This window comes from Methylomonas stagni (genome assembly GCF_050154735.1).
Classification (GTDB): domain Bacteria; phylum Pseudomonadota; class Gammaproteobacteria; order Methylococcales; family Methylomonadaceae; genus Methylomonas; species Methylomonas koyamae_A.
Genome location: NZ_CP189557.1, coordinates 742,436 through 764,580 on the forward strand (window position 1 = coordinate 742,436; position 22,145 = coordinate 764,580).

Annotated in this window: 17 protein-coding genes; 15 read left to right on the top strand and 2 right to left on the bottom strand. The window is 58.4% G+C overall.

What is annotated here, in order from left to right:
- Window positions 1-36 precede the first annotated feature (36 nt).
- The 12 genes from ACP4CD_RS03515 to ACP4CD_RS03570 all read left to right on the top strand — a co-directional run bounded on the left by ACP4CD_RS03515 (window position 37) and on the right by ACP4CD_RS03570 (window position 14,142).
- Window positions 37-1,020, top strand: coding sequence for an MDR family oxidoreductase (locus tag ACP4CD_RS03515; protein ID WP_426993557.1), 984 nt, complete (start codon window positions 37-39; stop codon window positions 1,018-1,020).
- 91 nt (window positions 1,021-1,111) lie between these two features.
- Window positions 1,112-1,639: an REP-associated tyrosine transposase gene (locus tag ACP4CD_RS03520; protein ID WP_426993559.1), complete on the top strand. Its 528-nt coding sequence runs from the start codon at window positions 1,112-1,114 to the stop codon at window positions 1,637-1,639.
- A gap of 189 nt (window positions 1,640-1,828) precedes the next feature.
- A complete protein-coding gene (locus tag ACP4CD_RS03525) occupies window positions 1,829-2,521 on the top strand; it encodes an FRG domain-containing protein (RefSeq protein WP_426993561.1) in 693 nt (230 codons plus the stop codon).
- A gap of 194 nt (window positions 2,522-2,715) precedes the next feature.
- A complete protein-coding gene (locus ACP4CD_RS03530; RefSeq protein ID WP_426993563.1) occupies window positions 2,716-3,105 on the top strand; it encodes a restriction endonuclease in 390 nt (129 codons plus the stop codon).
- A 608-nt stretch (window positions 3,106-3,713) separates the two neighbouring features.
- Window positions 3,714-5,579 carry a sigma-54-dependent Fis family transcriptional regulator gene (locus tag ACP4CD_RS03535; protein ID WP_426993564.1) on the top strand — a complete coding sequence of 622 codons (1,866 nt, stop codon included), beginning with the start codon at window positions 3,714-3,716 and terminating at the stop codon, window positions 5,577-5,579.
- A gap of 75 nt (window positions 5,580-5,654) precedes the next feature.
- Window positions 5,655-6,269 (top strand): hypothetical protein, encoded by a 615-nt coding sequence (locus ACP4CD_RS03540; protein ID WP_426993566.1) that lies wholly within the window; start codon window positions 5,655-5,657, stop codon window positions 6,267-6,269.
- Window positions 6,270-6,746: 477 nt separating this feature from the next.
- Complete coding sequence (locus ACP4CD_RS03545) at window positions 6,747-8,270, top strand: diguanylate cyclase domain-containing protein (RefSeq protein ID WP_426993568.1); 1,524 nt, start codon at window positions 6,747-6,749, stop codon at window positions 8,268-8,270.
- 190 nt (window positions 8,271-8,460) lie between these two features.
- Window positions 8,461-10,956 (top strand): hypothetical protein, encoded by a 2,496-nt coding sequence (locus ACP4CD_RS03550; protein ID WP_426993570.1) that lies wholly within the window; start codon window positions 8,461-8,463, stop codon window positions 10,954-10,956.
- A gap of 6 nt (window positions 10,957-10,962) precedes the next feature.
- Window positions 10,963-11,298, top strand: a complete 336-nt coding sequence (locus ACP4CD_RS03555; protein WP_426993572.1) for a J domain-containing protein — start codon at window positions 10,963-10,965, stop codon at window positions 11,296-11,298.
- Window positions 11,295-11,945 carry a nucleotide exchange factor GrpE gene (locus ACP4CD_RS03560; RefSeq protein ID WP_426993574.1) on the top strand — a complete coding sequence of 217 codons (651 nt, stop codon included), beginning with the start codon at window positions 11,295-11,297 and terminating at the stop codon, window positions 11,943-11,945. The genes ACP4CD_RS03555 and ACP4CD_RS03560 overlap by 4 nt, the downstream gene beginning before the upstream one ends.
- A gap of 17 nt (window positions 11,946-11,962) precedes the next feature.
- Entirely contained in the window at window positions 11,963-13,696 is a 1,734-nt protein-coding gene (locus ACP4CD_RS03565; protein WP_426993576.1) for an Hsp70 family protein, read from the top strand.
- A complete protein-coding gene (locus ACP4CD_RS03570; protein WP_083385964.1) occupies window positions 13,693-14,142 on the top strand; it encodes a hypothetical protein in 450 nt (149 codons plus the stop codon). The genes ACP4CD_RS03565 and ACP4CD_RS03570 overlap by 4 nt, the downstream gene beginning before the upstream one ends.
- Before the next feature lie 293 nt (window positions 14,143-14,435).
- Here ACP4CD_RS03570 and ACP4CD_RS03575 read toward each other — a convergent pair whose 3' ends face one another.
- On the bottom strand, window positions 14,436-16,202 hold the full coding sequence (locus ACP4CD_RS03575; protein WP_426993578.1) for a serine hydrolase domain-containing protein: 1,767 nt from the start codon (window positions 16,200-16,202) through the stop codon (window positions 14,436-14,438).
- A gap of 66 nt (window positions 16,203-16,268) precedes the next feature.
- The gene (locus tag ACP4CD_RS03580; protein ID WP_426993580.1) at window positions 16,269-16,550 is read right to left on the bottom strand and encodes an antibiotic biosynthesis monooxygenase; all 282 of its coding nucleotides are present in this window, start codon (window positions 16,548-16,550) and stop codon (window positions 16,269-16,271) included.
- Window positions 16,551-17,104: 554 nt separating this feature from the next.
- Between ACP4CD_RS03580 and ACP4CD_RS03585 the strand changes: the two genes are divergently transcribed.
- From ACP4CD_RS03585 to ACP4CD_RS03595, 3 genes are all read left to right on the top strand, one after another.
- Complete coding sequence (locus tag ACP4CD_RS03585; protein WP_157197923.1) at window positions 17,105-17,566, top strand: hypothetical protein; 462 nt, start codon at window positions 17,105-17,107, stop codon at window positions 17,564-17,566.
- Window positions 17,567-17,944: 378 nt separating this feature from the next.
- On the top strand, window positions 17,945-20,068 hold the full coding sequence (locus ACP4CD_RS03590) for a beta strand repeat-containing protein (RefSeq protein ID WP_426993582.1): 2,124 nt from the start codon (window positions 17,945-17,947) through the stop codon (window positions 20,066-20,068).
- 8 nt (window positions 20,069-20,076) lie between these two features.
- Window positions 20,077-21,828 carry a hypothetical protein gene (locus ACP4CD_RS03595; RefSeq protein WP_426993584.1) on the top strand — a complete coding sequence of 584 codons (1,752 nt, stop codon included), beginning with the start codon at window positions 20,077-20,079 and terminating at the stop codon, window positions 21,826-21,828.
- The last annotated feature ends 317 nt before the right edge of the window (window positions 21,829-22,145 follow it).

Consider the following 22,145-nt stretch of genomic DNA (forward strand, 5'->3'; position numbering starts at 1 on the left):
GGTTCATCCAGCATTTAACAAAGAAACACAAAACCCATGTTCAAAGGCATCTTGATTGAAAAAGACGAAGCAGGCTACCGCGCCTCTCTGACCGACCTCGACGAAGCAGGATTGCCCGAGGGCGATGTGACGGTGCGGGTGAGCCATTCGACACTCAACTACAAGGATGCGCTGGCCATCACAGGCAAGGGGCCGGTGGTACGCAAGTTTCCGATGGTGCCCGGCATTGATCTGGCCGGGACGGTGGAGCACTCGACTCATCCCGATTACAAAACCGGCGAGGCGGTGATTCTGAATGGCTGGGGAGTAGGCGAAACGCACTGGGGCGGCCTCGCGCAGAAGGCGCGCATGAACGGCAACTGGCTCGTGCCGCTGCCGGAACAGTTCACGCCGCAACAGGCGATGGCCATCGGCACCGCAGGTTACACCGCGATGCTTTGCGTGCTGACGCTGGAGCGGCACGGCGTCACGCCCGCGCACGGAGAGATTCTCGTGACCGGTGCGGCCGGCGGCGTGGGGAGCATAGCCATGGCGATTCTGAGTCGGCTTGGCTTCAATGTCGTCGCCGTGAGTGGCAGACCATCGGAAGCGGATTACCTCAAGAGCTTGGGCGCGGTGGAGGTGCTGGACCGGGCGATGTTCGCGGCACCCGGCAAACCCCTGGGCAAGGAGCGATGGGCCGGTGCGGTGGATGTTGTGGGCAGCCACACGCTCGCGAACGTCTGCGCGACCACCAAATACCGAGGCGTCGTCACGGCCTGTGGGCTGGCGGGCGGCATGGATTTTCCGGCCACCGTCGCGCCATTCATCCTGCGTGGCGTGACGCTGGCAGGCATAGACAGCGTGATGTGTCCCCGGCGTGAGCGACTGGAAGCGTGGCGACGCTTAGGGAGCGATCTCGATATCTCGAAGCTGACCGCGATCAGCAACGAAGTCGGCCTAAGCGAAGTGATGCCCTTCGCTGGGCAGCTTCTCAATGGTGAGGTTCGGGGACGTGTGGTCGTGGACGTAAACGGCTAGCCACAATGCCGTTACGCCTAACGACCCGCGTAGGGCGCAATAACCAACGGGCATTGCGCCGCATTTGATACACAGAATTGATAATAAACAAATGGATTACCGTCGAATATGGCATCCTGGTGGAACCTATTTCTTTACTATCAACTTATTACAAAGGAAAGACAACGATTTGTCGGTTCGCCATGTTCAAACGCTACGAGAATCGGTCAAGACGGTGAAAGCAAACCATCCGTTTGAAATTCACGGTTGGGTCGTTTTACCTGAACATAGGCACTGCGTTATAGAATTACCGGCAAACGATTCGGATTATGCTACACGGATACGCTTAATAAAAATTGGATTTTCGAAAGCCTTGCCGAAAATCGAGCGGAGATCGGCGGTGAGAATAAACAGAGGCGAACGCGGGATATGGCAGCGGCGCTATTGGGAACACCTGATACGGGATGAAGCCGATTTTCAGGCACATCTAAATTATATTCACTTCAATCCGGTGAAACATGGCTGGGTAAAACAAGTTAAAGATTGGCCCTATTCAATCTTTCACCGCTGGGTAAAACTGGGCGTTTATCCATTAAATTGGGCAGGTACCGACGGCGATTTATATGAGTTCGAACAATAAAAGTAATGAGGCGCAATGCCTGTTGGTTATTGCGCCTTACGCTCTTGATCTCAATCGGGCAAGCTAGCGGTTATGGGTGATATATGGAAGAGAAAGTTGTCGGGGATCAAAGAGTTGGTTTATCGAAGATCATTTTCGATAGATATACTGAAACTACTTAATTACTAGTTAGGCCTCACAAACCACGCCATGCGTCAGATCACCATAAAGTCATTCACCGACTTCATAGGTCACACAGAAATCTTCGATCTGGTTGTGAACCTCGTGGTGTTTCGGGGTCAAGCAGTCGAAGGCAATCTCTTGCCATCCATTGCGCGCAATGATCCAACGAAGAATCCTCTCGACCGTGAAAGGATGATGATCCGGCAACTCAAGTTGCTTGGTGCGGCGTTGCTCCCGGCTGCAGAGCAGTCAGCTCTGGACTTACTTGTTCTTGCGCAGCACTTTGGACTTGAAACGCGACTCCTGGACTGGACCACCAACCCTTTGGTTGCTCTATGGTTTGCCTGCGCCGACCGTGCCAAAGGGGATGTGTTTGTCTACGCGCTTGAGGCAGACAATCACCTTGAAGAAGATCCGTACAGTTCAGAAGCCGCCAATCTGCGAGAGACTAAGGTATTTCAGCCAAGGTTCAACAATCCAAGAATTACGGCACAGCAGGGTTGGTTTACCCTGCATCGCTATTCATCGAAGTCCTCCTACTTCGTCCCGCTTGAACGAATGCCAAAGACAAAGGAGAGCTTGCACGAGTTCAGGATCCCGAGCCAAAAGCGCAAGGAGATACTCGGGTCCCTCGATCGCCACGGAATCAGCGCACGTACTTTGTTCCCAGACTTGGAGGGACTCTGTCGCTACCTCAACTGGAAGCATAGTGAGGCCTAACCCCTCGGTCGAGGCGAGGCCCAACGGCCCGGCTCCAGGTTGTGCTTATCATCCTTCCGCCGGGCCTGGCGCTTTACCGTCGGTCCCGCTTCACCTCGAACGTTGGACAACACAGGGAGAACAAAGCCCCCGTAGGGCGCAATGCCCGTTGGTTATTACGCCTTACGGCCTCGCATTATATGTAAAGAAATATCATGTCGAATAGAATTTTTGACCATGAACCAGAAGACTGGCACCAACTTGAAGATATGGTGAATACTGCATTTTTAGAGATGGGATACGAAAGCCATCAGAATCACTCAGTTGGCACTGTCAGAGGCGATGTAAAAATAGATGTATTTGCTACTGATCTCCGAACCCCTATCCCCACTGTCGTGCTGTGCGAGTGTAAATACTGGAATAAGCCTGTCGATCAAAGCGTTATTTATGCTTTTCGCAGTATTTGTTCCGATGTCGGTGCTCACTATGGAATAGTTATATCGAAAGTTGGGTTTCAATCAGGAGCAAAAGAAACCCGAGAAGCTACGAATGTTCACTTAATGGATTTTCGGCAGTTTCAAGAGAATTTTTTCGCACAATGGTGAGAAGGGATATTCATGGAGATTGTACGAATGCGTGATGAATTTCTCCCAGCGATGTATCGAAATACGGATTATGTTATTAAGGATTTTCAGAAATATGAGCTATTTGAAAAAGCGTCAGAACACTTCATTTTCAATAATGAGTTTCCAATACAAGTTACCGATCCTAGAGCCAATCCTTAAGATATATTCACGATAGAGGTGGTATCACATCGGCATTTCTTTGAGGTAGCAAAAGACGCTCATGAACAAGTTATGGAAACATCTAACAAGGCAAATTAGCCACACCCTCGAATCCGCTAACGCTGCATTGAGGCTACCCAAATTGTATGCAAGACCCGCCCCTGGCGCGCAACCTTAAATACATCCGGCGGTTATCCATCCAACCGCAGCCATTAAAGACCGAGCACGGCGATTGGCTCGGCCTATCCGATCGGCGTTAACCCATACTCACAAACCCGGCCAGCCGAAATCCGCTTTGGGTGCTTGCCGGTTCGCCGCTGCTTGCCTGGGCCCGGCAACGTCTAAACCCAAGCAAACCGGCATCGGATTTGGCGGATTCCGTCGCGGCGGCGTAACATGGGCCGTTGTTTCCGTTACAAAAATTGCCGATGACCGAGATTCCACCGCTTACGACGCCGGACCTTGAAGAACTGGAGGTGCTGCGCGCCATTGTCGAAGGGACCGCCCACCAGGCTGGCGGCGAGTTTTTCCGGTCTTTGGTGCGCAATTTGAGCCGGGCCACCGGCGTGGCCGGGGCGTTTGTCGCGGAATTTTTACCGGACCGGCGGCGGGTGCGGGCTTTGGCGTTCTGGCAAGACGCCGCTTGGTTGGAGGACGTCGAGTGGGACTTGCCCGGCACGCCGTGCGAGGACGTGTTGAGCGGCCGCTTGTGCCATTATCCGTCCGGCGTTTCCGAGCGCTTTCCCGCCGAGCCGGACGTGGAAAGTTATCTGGGCGTGCCGTTGCGCGACCAGACCTCCGGCGAAATTCTCGGCCATCTGGCGGTGTTCGATGGTCGGGCCATGCCCGAGCAGCCCAGGCTGCTGTACACCTTTCAAATTTTCGCGGCCCGTGCCGCCGCCGAATTGAGTAGGTTGCGCGCGGCCGAACAGCTAATGCAAAGCGAACAGCGCTTTCGCGATTTGTTCGACGAGGCGCCGATTGCCTACGTGCACGAAGACCTGCAATCGCGTTTTTTGCGCGCCAACCGCACCGCGCTGCGGATACTCGGCGTGCCGGCGGCGTTGGTGCCGGGTTTCGTCGGCCGTTCCCTGGTACCGGCCTTGCCGGAGGCTCAGCGCCGGGTTGAAGAAGCATTCGCCGGGATAGGTCGGGGCGGCGATAGCGCTGGTGTGGTGTTGGAACTGCGCCGCCACGACGACGGCCGGCCGATCTGGATTCAATGGTGGTCGCGGCCGGACGCCGGCGGCTTGTTTACTCGAACTATGTTCGTCGATATTACCGAGCAAGTGCTGATGGAACGGCGCCAGGCTAAATTGCAGGCGCAAAACCGTTATTTGCAGGACGAGATCAAGGCCGACCACGATTTCGATCTGATCGTCGGCGACAGCCCGCCGCTGCGGGCCTTGCTGCAACAAGTACGCAAGGTGGCGGCGACCGACGCGTCGGTGCTGATTCAAGGCGAATCCGGCACCGGCAAGGAATTGATCGCCCGCGCGATCCATTCGGCCAGTCCGCGCCGGGAGCAACCGTTGATTAAGGTCAATTGCGCGGCCTTGCCGGCCGGGCTGATCGAAAGCGAATTGTTCGGCCACGAAAAGGGCGCCTTTACCGGCGCCTTGCACAAGCGGGTCGGCCGTTTCGAGTTGGCCGACGGCGGCAGCTTGTTTCTCGACGAAATCGGCGAAATCTCCGCCGAAACGCAGGTTAAGCTGCTGCGGGTACTGCAGGAACGCGAGTTCGAACGGGTCGGCGGCCAGAAGCCGATCAAGGTCGACGTGCGGATTATCGCGGCGACCAACCGCGATTTGCGCCGGGAAGTTGCCGAAAAGCGGTTTCGGGAAGATTTGTTTTATCGGCTGAACGTGTTTCCGCTGCAAACTCCGCCGTTGCGCGAGCGCGCTAGCGACATTCCAGCCCTGGCGACCTTCATGGCCGGCAAGTTCGCCGCCAAGTTGGGCAGGCGCATAGACGGCATCCAACCGCCCGCGTTGCAGCGCTTGCTGGCCTACCCGTGGCCCGGCAATATCCGCGAGTTGGAGAACGTCATCGAGCGGGCAACCATTCTAGCCGACGGGCCTTGGTTGGACATCGCGCCGGAGTTGCTGCCGCAAGTGTCGAGCGAACCGCTCGGCGCGCCGGCGACCTTGAGCGAAGTGACCCGCGAACACATCGTCGCCACGTTGGAGCAAACCGGCTGGGTGGTCGAAGGCCCCAACGGCGCCGCCGCTAAGTTGGACATGAAGCCCAGCACTTTGCGCTACCGGATGAAGAAACTGGGGATTGCCCAATGAACTTTCGCCGGTCTGGCGGGTTGAAATAGGGTTCGGCGCCGACGCGCGCCGCTTTTGCACAGTACGACAGGAATCATGAAACCAGCCAAATTAACGTTTTTCGCCATCGCCGCTTCGGCCGTCGCTCCGTTAGCGGGACCGGCCCGCGCCGAATTGACTACTCACCCGTTCGATCAAGCGCCGATCACTCAAGTCCAGCCGGCCGATGCTGCCGAACCGGCCGAGACGCCCGCCACCGATGCCGCACCGGCACCGGTAGCGCCAACCGAGCCGACGCCGAGCCCAAACCCGCCGGCCTTCAGCTTTACCGATCAGTTCGGCAAGCAGAAATACAGCACCTGCAGCATGACCTACCATTTATCCGGCTTCTCGCTGGGCTACAAGCAATACGACGGCCTGGGCGAAGTGACCTGCCGCAACGGCCAGAAGGCGCAAGTGGCGCTGTCCTCTAAAAGCATCGGCTTTACGATCGGTAAGTCCGATATCGAAGGCGAAGGCCATTTCACCGACGTCAAGGACATCGGTGAAATCTACGGTAACTACATTTCGTTGGGCAACCATTTCGGTTTTATCAATTCGATAGACCGACAAATTCTGACTCGCGGCGAAATTTCGTTGGCACTGATCGGCAAGGGGCGCGGCTTCGACATCGGTGTTACGATCGGCGATTTGACGATTCGCCGGCGTTGATCATCGGTCTTCGAGTCCTTGCGGCTCGGCGAGGCCTTCCCAGCATTGGCGGTTGTTTCAGGCCGCCCCGGCGCATTTCCGGTCGGCGACGTTTACATTCCGGCAAGTTGTACCAAACTAACGGTCATGAAAAGATTTTCGTCGCGGAAAATGGATAGCTGGGCGTAGGAACGGCTTCAGTCGCGATCGAAAGCGCTCAGACATGAAATAAACGTGCTGGAGGCTTAAGCCAGCGTGTTCCGATCGTGAGCTGGCTCCGCCGTAGGTCCACGTCATCAGCCGGGCGGATGCCGAGCGTCCGCGCCGGGTGAACAAGTTAGACTAACCGCCGCAGCTCGCCATCGTCGATTTCGGGCCATTGGCCCGGCGTCGCGGGGCGGCGCTCGAACCAAGACCTTCGTATCCGCATTAGACTCAGGGGAGCGTCACCGTGGATAAGCGCAGTCAGCCATGGGGGGAAACGGCGCGGACTTGCCAATGGCTAGTCTGTCGGCGTCGACCGGTGTATCGCGTTCCGCCGTTGCCGCCGAACGACGCGAACGGGTGAGATTGCTGTTCGAGAATCTGCCGTTCTCGCTGACCATCAGCGGTTTGCTGGCCTGCATATTGGCGGCGGTATTGGCGACGGAAATCCGCAATGCCCGGTTGTTCGACTGGTTTGCGGTGTTGGCCGCCGTGTTGCTGGCCAGAACCTTGCTGCTATTGGTGTGGCGGCGCCGGCCCGATGCCGGTATCGATCCGGCCGGCGTCGAAGCTTGGTTGTTCTGGTTTCGGTTCGGCACTATCGCCGCCGGTATGGTCTGGGGCGTCGGCGGTTTGCTGCTGGCGCCGGTTGGCGACATCAGCCATGAAATTTACGTGTCCTTCGCGTTGGGTGGCTTATGCGCCGGTGCCGCCGCCACGTTGGCGGTCGATAGCTTTTCGGTGGTCGGATTTTTATTGACGGTGTTGGTGCCGCAAATCGTGTTTCTGGCAATGCAGCGCGATGCCATTTCGCAGGGCATGAGTGCGATGGAAACCTTGTTCCTGTTTTTCCTGTTAGCCAGTTCCCGGCAATCGAGTCGGCAGCTGGCGGAAAACTTTCGCTTGCGGATGCAGGCGACCGACAACGAGCAGCGCTTTCGGCAGATGCTGGAAAGCAGTCCGGTCGCGACTTGCATCGAGGACGCCGCCAACGGTCGGGTGATGTTTGCCAACAATAGTTACGCTTTATTGATCGATACTTCTCCGGAGCGGGCTATCGGCGCGTTTACCGCCAGTTATTACGCCAGCCCCGACGCGTATGCGGCGGTATTGGAGCGTCTGGGCAATGGCGAACAGGTCACCAATCAACTGGTGGAATTGCATGCCCCGCGCGGCAGTGCTTGGGTTAAATGGACGCTGGCGTCGTATTTTCCGGTGGAATATCAGGGCAAGCCGGCGTTATTGATCTGGTTTTACGATATTACAGACCGCAAGATCGCCGAGGACAGAAACCAGCATTTGGCCTACCACGATGCGCTGACCGGCTTGCCCAACCGTTCGCTATTCCGCGATCGAGTGCAACACGCCATCGCTAGCGCCGAACGGGAGCGGAGCCGGCTGGCCTTGATGTTTGTCGATCTGGATCGCTTCAAACCGGTCAACGACACCTACGGCCACGGCGTTGGCGATCAGTTGCTGAAACTCGTCGCCGAACGGCTCTACCGGTGTTTGCGCAAGTCGGACTCGCCGGCCCGGCTCGGCGGCGACGAGTTCGTCGTGCTGCTGCCGGCGATCAAGACCGAGCGGAACGCGTTGGAGATCGCCGAAAAAATCCGCCATGAAATGAGTGTGCCGTTCGAAATCGACGGTTTGACGCTGGAAATTTCCGCCAGCATCGGCGTGGCGATCTACCCTGACCATGCCGACAACGCGCAGCGCTTGGTGGATTGCGCGGATTTGGCGATGTATTACGCCAAAGCCGAAGGCCGCAATCGGGTACGCACCTATCAAGCGAATCTGCGCGACGTCAATGTCTGACGCGGGTCCGCGGCAGCCACGCGTGAGCAGTAAGCGTTCGCTCGCGCGGTCGGCGGTTGGCGATCGGGACTGAGCGATTCTTGCCGCGCCGGGTTGGAGGCTTCGGTGCGGCAAAACGCGCGAACGGTCGACCGGGTTTGAACTGCTTTATAATGCGGCTCTTCACGTACTGGCCATTGACGGCGCCGCCATGAAAAAAATTATCCAGAAAATTTCCGCCGCGATTGCCGAGTCGACCCTGTCGGAAAAAGCCAGGGCGCACTATGCCGAGGGACGCTACAAGGACGCCGGCGATCTGTTCAAGGAGTTGTTGAAACAGTCGGGCGATGCCGAGACCAAGCGCTATTTGGCCGATTGCTATTTGCAACGGGCTTGGGGGATGGCGGCCAAGGCCATGTTCAAGGAAGCTTGCGGACTTTGGGAAAATTACGCCGCCCATGCTCACGCGCCGCCGCAAGCGCAAGACGTTTATGTGTTGTGGCTGTTGGCCGGCAAAAACCAGCGCAAGGCCTACGCCCTATTGGATGGGTTGAATGCTCGGCAGTTGGACGAAGAGTTTCCGGTGCTTTCGGCATATCTGGGGATGCTACTGGTCTCCGGGGATACGGAGTTGGTGCCGCATTTGCCCCACGATTGCGCATTGCTCAAGCATTGGCAATGGGTTAGCGAAGCGCTGGCGGCGTATCGCAACGGCGAGCGAGAGGGCTGCGAGCAGGCCTTGAAACCATTGCCGTTTCGTTCGGCGTTTCGCGATTTGCGCAGCTTGCTGAAAGCGCAACTGCTGGAGGGCGCGGATTTCGAACCAGCTTCGGCCCTGTTAGCCAAAATTCCCGACGAATCGCCTTATCAACCGCTGGTTAAGGCTTGTGTGGCGTATCGGCAATCCGGCGCGGATTTCGTCGCCAGCGTGTCGGCGCTGGAGCACAATCAACGCCGCATCGTTGCTCAGGCCAAAGGTCTTAATGCCCGCCAGAGCCAATTATTGGAAGCGCTGGTCAAACTCAACGGCCAGCCCGACGCCAAGGCGCGCTTCAATCTGGTCCTGCAATATCGCGACGTATTCGGCGACGATGCCGCGCAAGCCTATTGCCTGGGAGCGCTGGCCGAGTATCCGGGCGGCGAGAAGGACTATTTCAAACACTTTGCCGGCAAGGATTCGTTCGAGGAAAACCGTTTGCAAGCCTTATTGCACGAACAAGCCGGAAACGACTACGACGCCGGCTTTTTCTGGGACCGCTGCATCGATATTCTAAAAAAAGACCGGCCGGCCAATGACCGCAAAGTCGCGTTGATCCTCAGGCACATGGCCGACAAGGCCTATCCCGGCGAAGCGGCGGCCATGTTGGCCGACAGCTTGGTATACGATCCCGACGACCGACAAAGCTACCTGAACCTTCTGACGATTTATCAGGAACACCGGCCGGACCCGGCTCAGTACGCGCACTGGCTGGAACGCGGTCTGCAACGTTTTCCCGCCGATACCGATTTACTGGTGCGGGCGGCCAAATCCGCCGCAGCCAGAAAAGCCTTCAAAAAGGCCGCAGCCTATGCCAAAGCCTTGCTGAAGATCGATCCGGTCAATACCTTGGCTAAACAGCTATTGTTTGCCAATCACTTGGCCCATGCCCGTCGTTTGATCAAAACCGAGAAGTTTCATTTGGTGGAGAAGGAAATTCAAGCGGCCGAACAATTGACCATCGATAAAAGCCTGCGCCGCCAGGCCGAGTTGTTGCGCGGTTTTTATTTGTGGGTTGCCGAAGACAAAACCCAGGGCTTGCAACGCATCGTCGATACCTTGGCAAGTCTGCATGACGATCCGATCAACATGCATTTTCAAGTGCAAATCGAAGCCGGTTTGTTGGAACTGCCGACGCAGGCGCTTAGCCGCGCGCTGCCCCCTCTAAAGGACTATCTGCTGTCCGCCCCGCAATTGCGGCGCTTGATCGCGTCGATAGGCTATTACGACGAGCAATTGGACGACAACACCTTGTTGTTCAAGGTTCTGGATAAAATCAAGGCGCCGCTGAAAAAGTCGCTGGAATGGTTGTTGGAACATGAAGCGGAATTATTGGCTTGGTGCCAGTCTTTGGAGACGATCGGCCATTACGAACTATTGAAGCACGCTGCCAAGGCGGGCCATGCCCGTTGGCCTAAGCCGGCCTGGCTATATTACCGGACGCTGGCCGAATGCCAAGGCGATGCCAGCCACTTGGATTTCATGAGCTTATACCGTTTGAAAGTCGCGTTGGAAGACGCGCGGGCGGATAACGACAACAGGACCGCCGGGTTGATCGAGCGCCTGCTCGAACGGGCCAGCGGGGGCGTCGAGCTATTGCCGTCGGCGGATAACATCGAGGATTTCGACCGGCCGCCGCTTAGCGACGATCCGATAGAAGATTTGTTCGGCCACGTTCCAGATGCCGTGTTCAAGCGTATCGAAAAGAAAATCGAGGAGCTGGTGCGTAAGCGCGGTCCCGAGCAGTTTGTCGCCCAAATCATGCGTCAATACGGTAACGGCCGCGATGAGCAAAGCCTGGCGATCTTGTTCATGAATCAAGACTTCCTATGGTGTGTGACGATATTCGCAGCCGCCGAGGAACTGAAAATCGAGATCGGTGTCGGTTTCGACGACATCGTTGCTCGCTTCATTCACGATTCTCCGCAGTATTCGCTGCCTTTCAATTGAGTACCGATGATTTCACCGTATAGCATTCTCGGCGTGCCCGAACAGGCCAGCGACGCCGACATCAAACAAGCCTATTTGCAAAGGGTCAAGGACAATCCGCCCGACCGCGATGCCGCGCGCTTTCGTGAAATTCAAGAGGCTTTCGAAGCGATTAAGGACCAAGACTGCCGCTTGCGCCACGCCTTGTTTCATGTGCCGCATGTCGATTTCGACGCGTTACTGATGCAAGCCTTCGGCCAACCGCGCATTGGCGGGACTATGGCTACGGACGATTTCTTAAAACTATTGAGCACGCTGTCCATCGAAAAATCGCTCGCTCAATTAACGAAAACGCCATCATGACCACAGACACCCCGCAAGACGAATTGCTGGCAGCCTTGCATCAGTATCTTCAGGAAACCGACTTCGCCCATCTGACCGCAATCGAGCAACCGGATTTGACCGCGCTGTTCAGCGATTTGGCCGGCCTGAAAACCGAAGTCAAGGCCGAGTCGCGGCAATTCAAAGCCACGCTGGACAGCTTGAGCGATGCCGTCGTAACCCTGAAGGCCGACAATCGAGCCCTGGCGGACGAACTGGCGAAAGCCAACGAACGCCTAGAACAACAACGCCGTGAGGTTGAGCGAGCGATGTTGGTGGAATGGCTGGATATTTACGACCGGCTCGATGCCGGCCATCGGGCTTTGCAAAACTATCGGCCGGTCGATGGTTTGTTCCGGCATTCCAAAAAACAGGACGTAGGTTTCATCGCCAGCGTTCGCGAAGGCCAGGAAATTACGCTGAAGCGTCTGGAACAAATGCTGCAGCGCCGGCGGGTGTTTGCGATCGATTGCGTCGGCCAGCCCTTCGACGCGCGGACCATGACGACGGTCGCGATCGGCGCCGATCCGGCGCTGGAAAACGCCGTCGTGCTCGAAGAGCTGCGCAAGGGATTTTTACTCGAAGATCAAGTGTTGCGATTGGCGGAAGTCAAAGTCAATAAACTTTAAGCATTCAGGGAACACATATGAACGACATCATCATCGGTATCGATCTAGGGACCACGAACTCGGAAGTGGCGATTGTCGAAAACGGCAAGGTCACGGTGATCGCCGACAACGGCAGCAAGATTTTGCCGTCTTTCGTCGGACTGGACGATAACGGCGACATTCTGGTCGGCGCCAGCGCCCGCAATCAATACCTGATTTACCCGGAGCGCACCGTTAAATCGATCAAACGCTTGATGGGCCAGGACGCGCGAGTCACGATGGCCGGTCAGGCTTACACGCCGCAGGAAATCTCCGCGATCATCCTGAAGCGTTTGAAGGCGATTGCCGAGGCCTATGTCGGTCGGCCTATCGTCAAGGCGGTGATTACCGTACCGGCCTATTTTTCCGACGCCCAGCGCCAGGCCACCCGCGAAGCCGGCGAAATCGCCGGGCTGGAGGTGGTGCGGATGATCAACGAGCCGACCGCCGCCGCGCTGGTTTACGGTGCCGGCCAGCTCAACGCCAAGCGCATGCTGGTCTACGACTTGGGCGGCGGCACCTTCGACGTGTCGGTGGTCAACGTGCAGAGCGGTGTCGTCGAGGTGCTGGCCAGCCATGGCGACAATCACCTGGGCGGCGACGATTTCGACCAACTGATCGTCGATCGCATCCTGGCGCATATCCGCGAGCAATTCGGCATCGAAGTCGAGCCGCACGGCAAGGCGATGGCGCGCATCGTGCGGGCGGCGGAACAGGCGAAACTGCGCTTGTCCGACGAGCCGTTTGCGACGATAGAGGAAGAATATTTGCTGGAGCGCCAAGGCACGCCGCTGCATTTGACCATGGAATTGGCGCGTTCGGACTACGAAGAGCTGATCGCCGACCATATCAACGCCACGCTGGACGCCACCCACATCGCGCTGAAGGGCGCAAAATTGATCGCCTCCGACATCGACGAAATCATCCTGGTCGGCGGTTCGACGCGCACACCGTGCATACGCGAGCGCCTGTTCGACGAATTCGGTTTCGAGCCGCACGGCGAAGTCGATCCCGACCTGTGCGTGGCGATGGGCGCGGCAATGCAGGCGGCGATGATTAACGGCGAGGACATCGGCACGGTCTTGGTCGACGTGACGCCGTACAGCTTCGGCACTTGCGCGGTCGGCTATCTGGACGGCATGCCCTATCCGTATCAGTACGTACCCATCGTGCATAAAAACAGCGTGTTGCCGGTGCGCAAGTCCGAGGCTTTCGAGACCTATCACGACAATCAGCGCGAAGTGAACGTGCGGATTTTTCAAGGCGAGGACCCGGATGCGCTGAACAACGTCGAAATCGGCGAGTTTTTGGTCGAAGGTTTGTTGGACGTGCCGGCCGGCAACGTCATCACCTTGACGCTGGACCTGGATTTGAACGGCATCTTGCACGTCTCGGCGCGGGAGAAAGCTTCCGGCAAGGAAAAGACCATCACGATCAACAACGCGATTTCCCGTTTTGATAGCGGCGAACTGGGCAGCGCCAAACAGCGTATCGACGGTTTGTTCGGCGAAACCGCCGGCGAAGCGGGGGCGTCGGAAAGCCCGGCCGTGGCGGCCGCGCGTCAAGCGATCAAGAAAGCCGAATCCTTGTTCGAAACCGTCTCCGCCGAAGACAAGGAAGACATGGTCGATCTGATCGAAGCCATCTCGACTTGTCTGGAAAACGGCGACGAGGCCGGGCTGCGCGAGCCGGTCGAACGTTTGAACGACATCATCTACTACCTGGAATCGTGATACAGCGCTGTCCGGCCTGCAATGCCCGGCTCGGAACGGCCTCGGCGTGCCCGCGTTGCGGCGTCGAATTACGGCAAATCCTGGGTTGCGAAAGCTTGGCCGAACAATGGCTTAGCGTCGCGATGCAAAGTCTCGCGGCCGGTCTGCCGGCCGTCGCGGTGCCGGCGCTGTTACGTTCGTTGAGTTTTAAGCAAACGCCGCCGGCCAAACTGTTGCACGGTTTTTTGATCCGGCAGCTGTACCGGGCGCTTTATGAAGAATTAGGCCGGCAGCGTTGGCCGGAGGCGCGCGCGACTCTGTGTCTGTTACACGATCTTCAAGGCGGCAACGATGCCTTAAGTCGGTTTGGCGAGATGATCGACCAGTTGGCGGGCGCGGTGGATACGCCGCCGCCTCCGTCGTTCAAATCGGAAAACCCAAGTACCAATCGATCAGAAATAAGCTAAAGAACACGATTTCCGGAATCCAAGTGCCGTCAATGCTTGTAAGTCTCGGTTGTGAGTCGATGCGCTTGGCTGGCTTTAGAATTTTCATGACGATCTCCGCTGCATGTTGGGTGTTGCTTGGCGCGTTGGGTTAGCCTTAGGCCGGGTTCACTCCAAAACGATCGGCTTTTGGCGCTTAACAGGAATGGATGCGCCAGCAATCAGTGAATCCGCGACTCAGTCGCGCGGATACACTATAGCCCTCGGTATAGCGATACCGCAATCCGGTTTTTCTAGCGCTCGCCGGCGCCTGATTATTGCTTTTGCAACAAATAGCCGGAATAGGCGATCAGCTCCCGGCCATCCATTTTGACGACGCGCAGGGTGTCGCCCATGCCGCGGCCCAGACCGTGGGTAATGGCCTGCTCGTCGTCGATGGGTTTGAGCGCCCAAGTCTGTTTTTCAATGTCGAAGCTGGGTAGCGCGTATTCCAACACCAGAAAACCGTTGCGTTCCCGCAAGGCGCAGTGTTCCGGAACGATCGCGTCGCCGTCGGCTAGATTGACGATACGGTAATCGCCCAAGCGCTGCCGCCAAGCCGCCGGTATCGCGGTCGGGACGATTTTTTCGCCGATCGGAACGGTCTGGCCTTCGGTATGAGCCAGCAATACCCGGCGCCCCGCAATCTCGGTTAGTGACAGTCCGACTTCGGCCAACTCCTCCGGTTGGATGGGAATAAAGCCCAGCAGCCAATAGCGAATACCAAATTGGCCGTCCGGGCGGACCACGATGTCCAACGAGTTGCCGTTCAAATCGGCGGAAATGCCGTCACCGGTATTCGCGGCATCGACGTAGCCCAACATCGTCGCGTAGTGGCCGCCGAATTGGCTTTGTTCCGCCGCGTTTGGCGCGCGGGTTTCGATAGCCGGTGTTTCGGTTTCGCGGAAGGCTTGGCCGGTTTTGATCGCGACCGCCAGTTTCAGCGCGGCGTTGTTGATCTTTTGCAAGGCTTGGTTGGGCGAATTGCTGAGCACGACGACGCCGATTTTGTGGTCGGTAGCCAAGCTCAACAGGCTGAATTGGTACAGCGTCGCGCCGCCGTGTTCGGCAATCGGCCCGATGTTTAAGTTGTCCCGTAACATCCAGCCCAGACCGACCTTTAGGCCGGCATCGAGCGGCACATCGGCGTTTTGCGGTTTCAGCATGGCCGCGACGGTTTGCGGTTTCAATAGCTGGCGGCCGTCGGACGCGCCGCCGGCAAACACCATCGTCATGAAGCGGCTCAGGTCCAACACGCTGGCATTCAAGCCGCCGGCCGGCATGTCGCGTAGCGGCGCTTCGGGTTTTTCGTCGCCGAACCGGTAGGATTTCGACGCCAGTTCGCCTTCGAGTCCCGGCGCGAATCGAGCGGTGCGCATGCCCAGCGGTTTGAGTAATTGCCGATCGGCATAGACGCTGAACGGCGTGGCGCTGACCGTTTCCAGCATCGTGCCCAGCAATGTTACGCCGAGATTGGAATACGAAAATACCGTGTTGGCCGGGTTGCTGACGTATTCGGATTTGAGTTGCTCGACCAATTGTCCGAACGGCCGAGGGTGTTGCGTCCACATGCCGTTGACGATGTCCCCCGGCAATCCGGAATGATGGCTCATGATGTTGCGCGGCGTGATCGCGGCGGTATCGGCGAACCGCGAATTGATCGAAAAGTTCGGTAAATAACGTTGTAGTGGTTGGTCGATATCCAGTTTGCCTTGCTCGGCCAATTGCATCACCAAGGTATCGGTAAACAACTTGGAAATCGAGCCGACTCTATAAACGGTCTCGGCCGATGCCGGCACGTCGCGGTGCCTATCGGCGTAGCCAAAGCCTTGCGACCACACCACTTGCTGGTCATCCACAATGGCGATACTCAAGCCTTCTATGGCTTGTTTGTCCATTTGGGTTTCGATCAGCCAACTCAAATAGGTCTGCAGATAGCGGTAATCGCCGCGTTGCCAAGTCTCCGGCCGGGGCGGTGGTCCGCCCGCGCAAGCGGACAGCACGATCAACAAGCCGAGAAATACGGGAATTCGGGATTTCATGGTTGAGGTTTGCTCCATTAAAGTGGTCTGAGAGACGCGGGCTTGGGCAAGGATAGACTAGGCGGTTTACAGCTCGCCGCGTTCAATTTCTTCCAGGTACAGGAATTCGGGGGCCTTGACGCCGGCTTGCCGGCGAATGGCCACCAGTTCCGCCGATTCGAAAAAGCGCCTTGCGCTGTCCAGCGACGACCACTCGGAAAAATGCACGACGCGGTTGGCGTCGTCGGCTTGACGCAGCAATTGATAGCGAAGTTCGCCGGCATGTTTACGCATATCCGCGGCTTGGTCGAAGATGGCTTTCCAGGCCGGATAGGCTTCGACTTCGTGGATGATCAAGACATAGGGCATAGGTTCCTCGGTGATGGTTCAGGGTCGATTTTAGTCGCGGCGGCCGAATCGCGATTCGCGAGCAGGCGGCGTGTGGTGTTTCCCGGCTAGCGCCGGCTGGGTCTAGGGTTGGAAACCTTGGTCGCGGTTCCGGCGGCGGCCCCAAAACGTCCTAACACTTGCCCGACAGACCGTGGAGTTTAAGTCAAAGCCGGCGGATTCGCATGTGCCGAAAATCATGCTTGCTTGCATGACTCCAGGTGCGCGACATCGCGGCGAATAACTGCCGACGCTCTTTAACCTGGCGAAAAAATAGCGTTTTTTCAACCGATAAAGACGCTTCCATCACCACTAATTTCCGCTAGCTCACCCGCGCGCACTCTCCGAAATGCCCTCCGTGGGTAGGATATTTTTCCAGCAACGAGTTAGGTACTCTGTCCCAGTTGCGAAATTCCGGGTTGACCCGGCGACAAACTCGATCGAATCCAACAGGTCGCAGCGACTGAATACAAGCGCGATACCCGAGATCGTAGTCCGGCAACTTCCAAAATAACCTTAACTTCTGGAGAAACTTTATGAAAGCAAATAGCACAATGCCGCTAATCGTTGGATTGGTCATGGTTGGCTTAAGTTTTACCGCGACGCAAGCTCATGCGGCCGGCAATGCCTGCATCGCCGTCAACGGCGGATTCGGGAATGGTGGCACCACGTTCGTGGGTAAGGGATTCTCGCTACCGGGCAACGGCTCGTGCGGAACTTGGTCCGGCGTCGTCAAAACCGGTTCATCGGTGGTACTGACTTCCAGCGGTAGCGCATGTACCTCCAGCGACGGCGTGATTTTGACCTTGACGATGCACTCGACCGATCCCGCGTATTTTGGCAACGGCGAAACGGCGGCGGTCGATCATATTCAACTGTGTCTGAAAGGCACCACAAACTGCCCCTACGGCCAGTATTCGCACGGCTATTTCAGTGGTCCGGTCGAGCGAATCAATTGTACGACCGACCTTATCACGATACCGTCCACTCACGACTGAGCAGGCACGCGTCGGCGTGACGGCGCGCAGTTTGATAGCCGAAATGAGCGATTGTCCTGGCAAGCGGACAATCGCTTGCTCGCGCGGCGAGCATTTTCAAACCCTTTCGCTTCGAAATATCCCCCGCGCGGAGGATGTTTCCCCACCGGCTCGGTCGTTATCCTAGAACCAGCCTAACGTTTCGGGGCCGCGTAATACTGAACCCGCGTGGCGGGCCGACCGGGGCATTCCTAAGGTGAACGGCACCGGAGCACGGAACACAGACGAATGATCCGGGCGGTCTTAGGCATACGGGTTGATCGTGGCACGCGCCCGAAATTAAGCGGTTGCCCACGCCTTACTCGGCATCAGTTCAATTAGAAAATAAAAGGCATAACGATGAAACAAGGTCCACAACATTGGAAACTGAACCAGCTCTGCTCCGCATTTTTAGCGGCCGGATTGGTACTGCAAATTTGCCCGGCTTGGGCGCAAACCGACACCGGGATCGGCAGCAATGGGATGTCGGGCGCGGACGGTGCCGCCGGCAATCCCGGTAGCGCCGGCGGCAACGGCAACGCCGGCGGTAGCGCAACTGCGAAAGCGGGCTTTCCCGTCAATAACGATACTGCCAATAGCGCAACGGCGACCGGCGGTAGCGGAGGAAATGGCGGTAACGGCGGCGCGGGTAACCCGCCTGGCTCGAACGGTGGGAAAGGCGGTTCCGGCGGTAACGGTGGTAACGCCACTGCGCAGGCCTCCACTAGCATCTCCAGCTATGCCGAGGCCAACGTCACCGCGAACGCTACCGGCGGAAATGGCGGTAACGGCGGATTGGGTGGCTCGGCGAGCGGCGAGGGCGGAGAGGGAGCCGGTGGTAACGGCGGTAACGGTGGCACCGCAGTGATCGGCGCGGTCGCGGAAAGTAGCGGCGGCTATTTAGTCCTGGATGGCACCGCAACGGGTGGCAACGGTGGCGATTCTTTCGGCACGGGTGTCGCCGGCTCAGGCGGGGCAGTGATTTTGGGCGTTTCCCCCAACACCGCTCTCGATGGCAATGCCCTTATTACCGCAAAAGTGACCGGCACGGCCAACGGCGGCAATGGTGGCAACGCCCAGGGCGCCGGTATTGGCGGCAACGGCGCCTCGGTTAGTTTGACCGACAAAGTCTCAGGCGATACCGCCGATATTTTACGATTGACTCAAACCGCCCACGGCGGGAACGCCGGCGGCAGCCATGGTGGCGTGGCGGGTCTCGCCGGCAGCGCCAACAGCAGCTTAAGCAGAAACACCAGTTCCAAATCCCTGCAAATCTATAGCAATGCCCAGGGCGGTGACGGCGGCTATTTGCTCAATGCGGTTAGCGGCGTGGCCGGCGCTGGGGCGGATGCCACCACGACGGTTAATGGCATCAATACCGCTGTCGGAAACAATAGCGATACCGATGCTGGCAGTAATGCAACCGGCGGTCACGGCGGTGATTCCAACAATCAGCGCAACGGCGGCGCGGGCGGTAAGGCCCAAAATAACACGGCCGCCGCCGGCGATAGCGCACATGCCGGTGGCGAAGCGATCGGTGGTAACGGTGGCGATAGTTATGGCGGTAGCGGCGGTTCCGGCGGTTCGGCCAGTAGCGTTAGTAGTGCGGTTGGCACCACCGACGCCGACGCCAATGGTTACGCGACCGGCGGAAATGGCGGCTCGAACCGAGCGGAAAACGGTACTGGCGGTGTTGGCGGCGCGGCGAGCTCTTCAGCCAATGCCGTAGCTACCCACAATAACAGCCAGATTAGCGCGGATACCACCGCTTACGGAGGCCATGGCGGGGCCAGCTATGCCAATGGCAACGGCGGCAACGGCGGCAACGGCGGAACGGCAACCACAACCACCAGCGCCAAAGGCGCCGGTTCGGGCCCACTGCAAGTGCAAACCAGCGCTTGGGGCGGCGACGGCGGCACCGGTCAAGGTTTAGGAAATAAGGGCGGTGCGGGCGGTACCGCTTCGGCGCAAGCCAGCGGCACATCCACCGGCAACGGCGATGTCGCGGTGACTCTCGACCAACGCGGCGGCAAGGGCGGTTGGGGCTACCTCGGCGCCGACGGTGGCGTGGGTGGCGATTCCATTGCCGATAATTTGGTCAGCGGTTCGACCGGCGGTGCATTGAACTTGACGCAATACGCCAAAGGCGGTGATGGTGGCAACGTCAGCAGCATTATTTTTGCGCTAGGCGTCGGCATCGAAAACCATCCCGCAGGCCAAGCCGGTAGCGGTGGCCAGGCAAAATCGGTGCTGAACAATGTCGATGACGGCACTGGGATGGTCACCGGAAAAAGTAGCGCCGAAGGCGGCGCGGGCGGCTTGGCCAGCGCCGCCGGCAACGGGAATGGCGGCAATGGCGGCGACGCCAATGCGGAGATCGCGCTGATTCACGGCGGCAGCGTCAATGCCAGTGCGGTTGCCATTGGCGGTAACGGCGGCGATCCAATACCGGTATCGCCGGTAACGGCGGTTTGGCGGGCTTAGGTCTGGACTTGGCAGCCGCCTATGGTGAATCCACCGGCAACGGGACGGTCGAAGTCGCCGGCGAGGTTCGCGGCGGCAACGGCGGTTCGTCGGTCGCCGGCGGTACCGGCGGCAACGGCGCTTCGGTCAACTTGGTCAATAAAGTCGACGGAAAAACCAGCGCCGATCTGAACCTTAGTCAAACCGCCAACGGCGGTAACGGCGGCGGCGGCAGCGTTGGCGGGCAGGTGGGTGCGGCCGGTAGCGCCGACAGCCGGCTAAGCAAATCCGCCGCAGTCAATGCCTTGTCGCTGTACAACTACGCCACCGGCGGTAACGGCGGCAATTTGAGTAATGCGCCGAGCGGCGCGGCCGGTGCCGGCGCGGTGGGAACGGCTTACGTCAATGCCGACAACAGCGCCGGCTCGGTTTACGCATGGGGTAGCGCAACCGGCGGCGACGGCGGCAGTACCAACAATGGCGAGACCGGCGGCGCGGGCGGTCAGGCCAACAATACGGCCAAGGTCGCGTCCAGCGGCGACAACCACGACGCTACAGTTTCCGGTCATGCCTTGGGTGGCCTAGGCGGCGTCAGCTACGGCGGTCGGGCAGGCGCGGGCGGCTCCGCGATCAGTACCAGTTATGGCACCGCTTCCGGCAATAGCGCTGTCACGGTAAGCGACAAGGCGCGCGGCGGCAATGGCGGCGTCAATCTGTTCGGCGACACCAACGGCGGTAACGGCGGCGCGGCCAGTTCGTTGGCTAACGGCGATAATACCGGCACACAGTCGGTGTCCGTGACTTCGTTTGCTTATGGCGGCGATGGAGGCCAAGGGCATGGCAGTGGTAGAGCCGGTGCCGGTGGTGGCGCCAATTCGCAAGCGCTGGCGTCGAGTACGGCCGGCCATGCCAGCGCGGCGGCGAATGCCACAGGCGGCAGCGGTTACGGTTTCACTTCACCAATCGTCGCCACCGCTTGGGCGCAGGGCGGGAACGGTTCGTCCGCCAACGCGACGGCCGGCCAAACCGGCATTCAGCTGACGGCGGCGGCCCACGCCGATAGCGTTGCGAGCGTCAGCGAAAGCCGCGCCGCCATCGGTCAAGCCCCGGCGCCGAAAACCGATGCAGCCGGTAAGCAGGCGGTTGCGTTCGGCACCGCACTGCCTCAAAACGCCGATGTTTCGGCGCTACTTGCCGGTAATCCGACGGTGTTGCATGACTTCGATATTGGCGGCAGCAGTCAGGTTTGGTTGCAAGGTACCTTGGGGGTGTTGAATACCAGTTCGGAGGCGGGTTATCACGATTATCACGCCAGCTTTTCTCTGAACCTCGACACCTCGTCTTATGCGCCGGCCCAACATCTGTTGCTGGGTCTACTTAGCCCCGAGTTCGGCATTGCTGCCTTGAGCGGCGACGATACGCTGTCTTTCTCCATCGACGTGGATGGTGCCGCCACTAGTTCAAGTGCCAGCTACGATTTCACTGCTGCCGATGCGGCGGGCGCGGCGAATTTTTTCGACGATAAGACGCTGGATGTCGGCGACTGGAGCAGTTGGGTCAGTAACAGTGATAAAACACTCACGCTGACCTTTAACTTGGACCTGCACAGCCACACCTACGGCACGGGTCTGAGCTTCGATCTGATTGCCGGCAATTCGACGTTGGGCTCGGGTCCGGTCGCGTCGGTGCCGCTACCGGGCGGCCTATGGCTATACGGCTCGGCGCTGCTGGGCGCGCTCGTCCGAGGCAGGCATGCGCGAGCGGGCGGTAAATTAAGCTAGCAGACGAAACCGATAGAGCCTCGCATTGAGAAAGCCCCGCGTTCCGGGGCTTTTTTATGCCTTGAGCGTGGGTGGGCGGCTCGCTAGTCAGGCAGGATTCGGGTAGCTCGCCGCGATCGCGGCGTGTGGCAGTCGCGGCCCAAAACCCGGTGTAGGGCTGGCCTGGGCGCCTCGAGGTCAGGCGGGCTTTAGGCGCTTTCAGCGCGGTCTCGAGAATAGGTCATTTCCCGCAATCCGCGTGAAATGACCCAACTTGTAAGTTTGTCCGGCGCGCTGGGTAACGGCTAAGTGCTTGTGTCAGCGAGGGATTACATTGT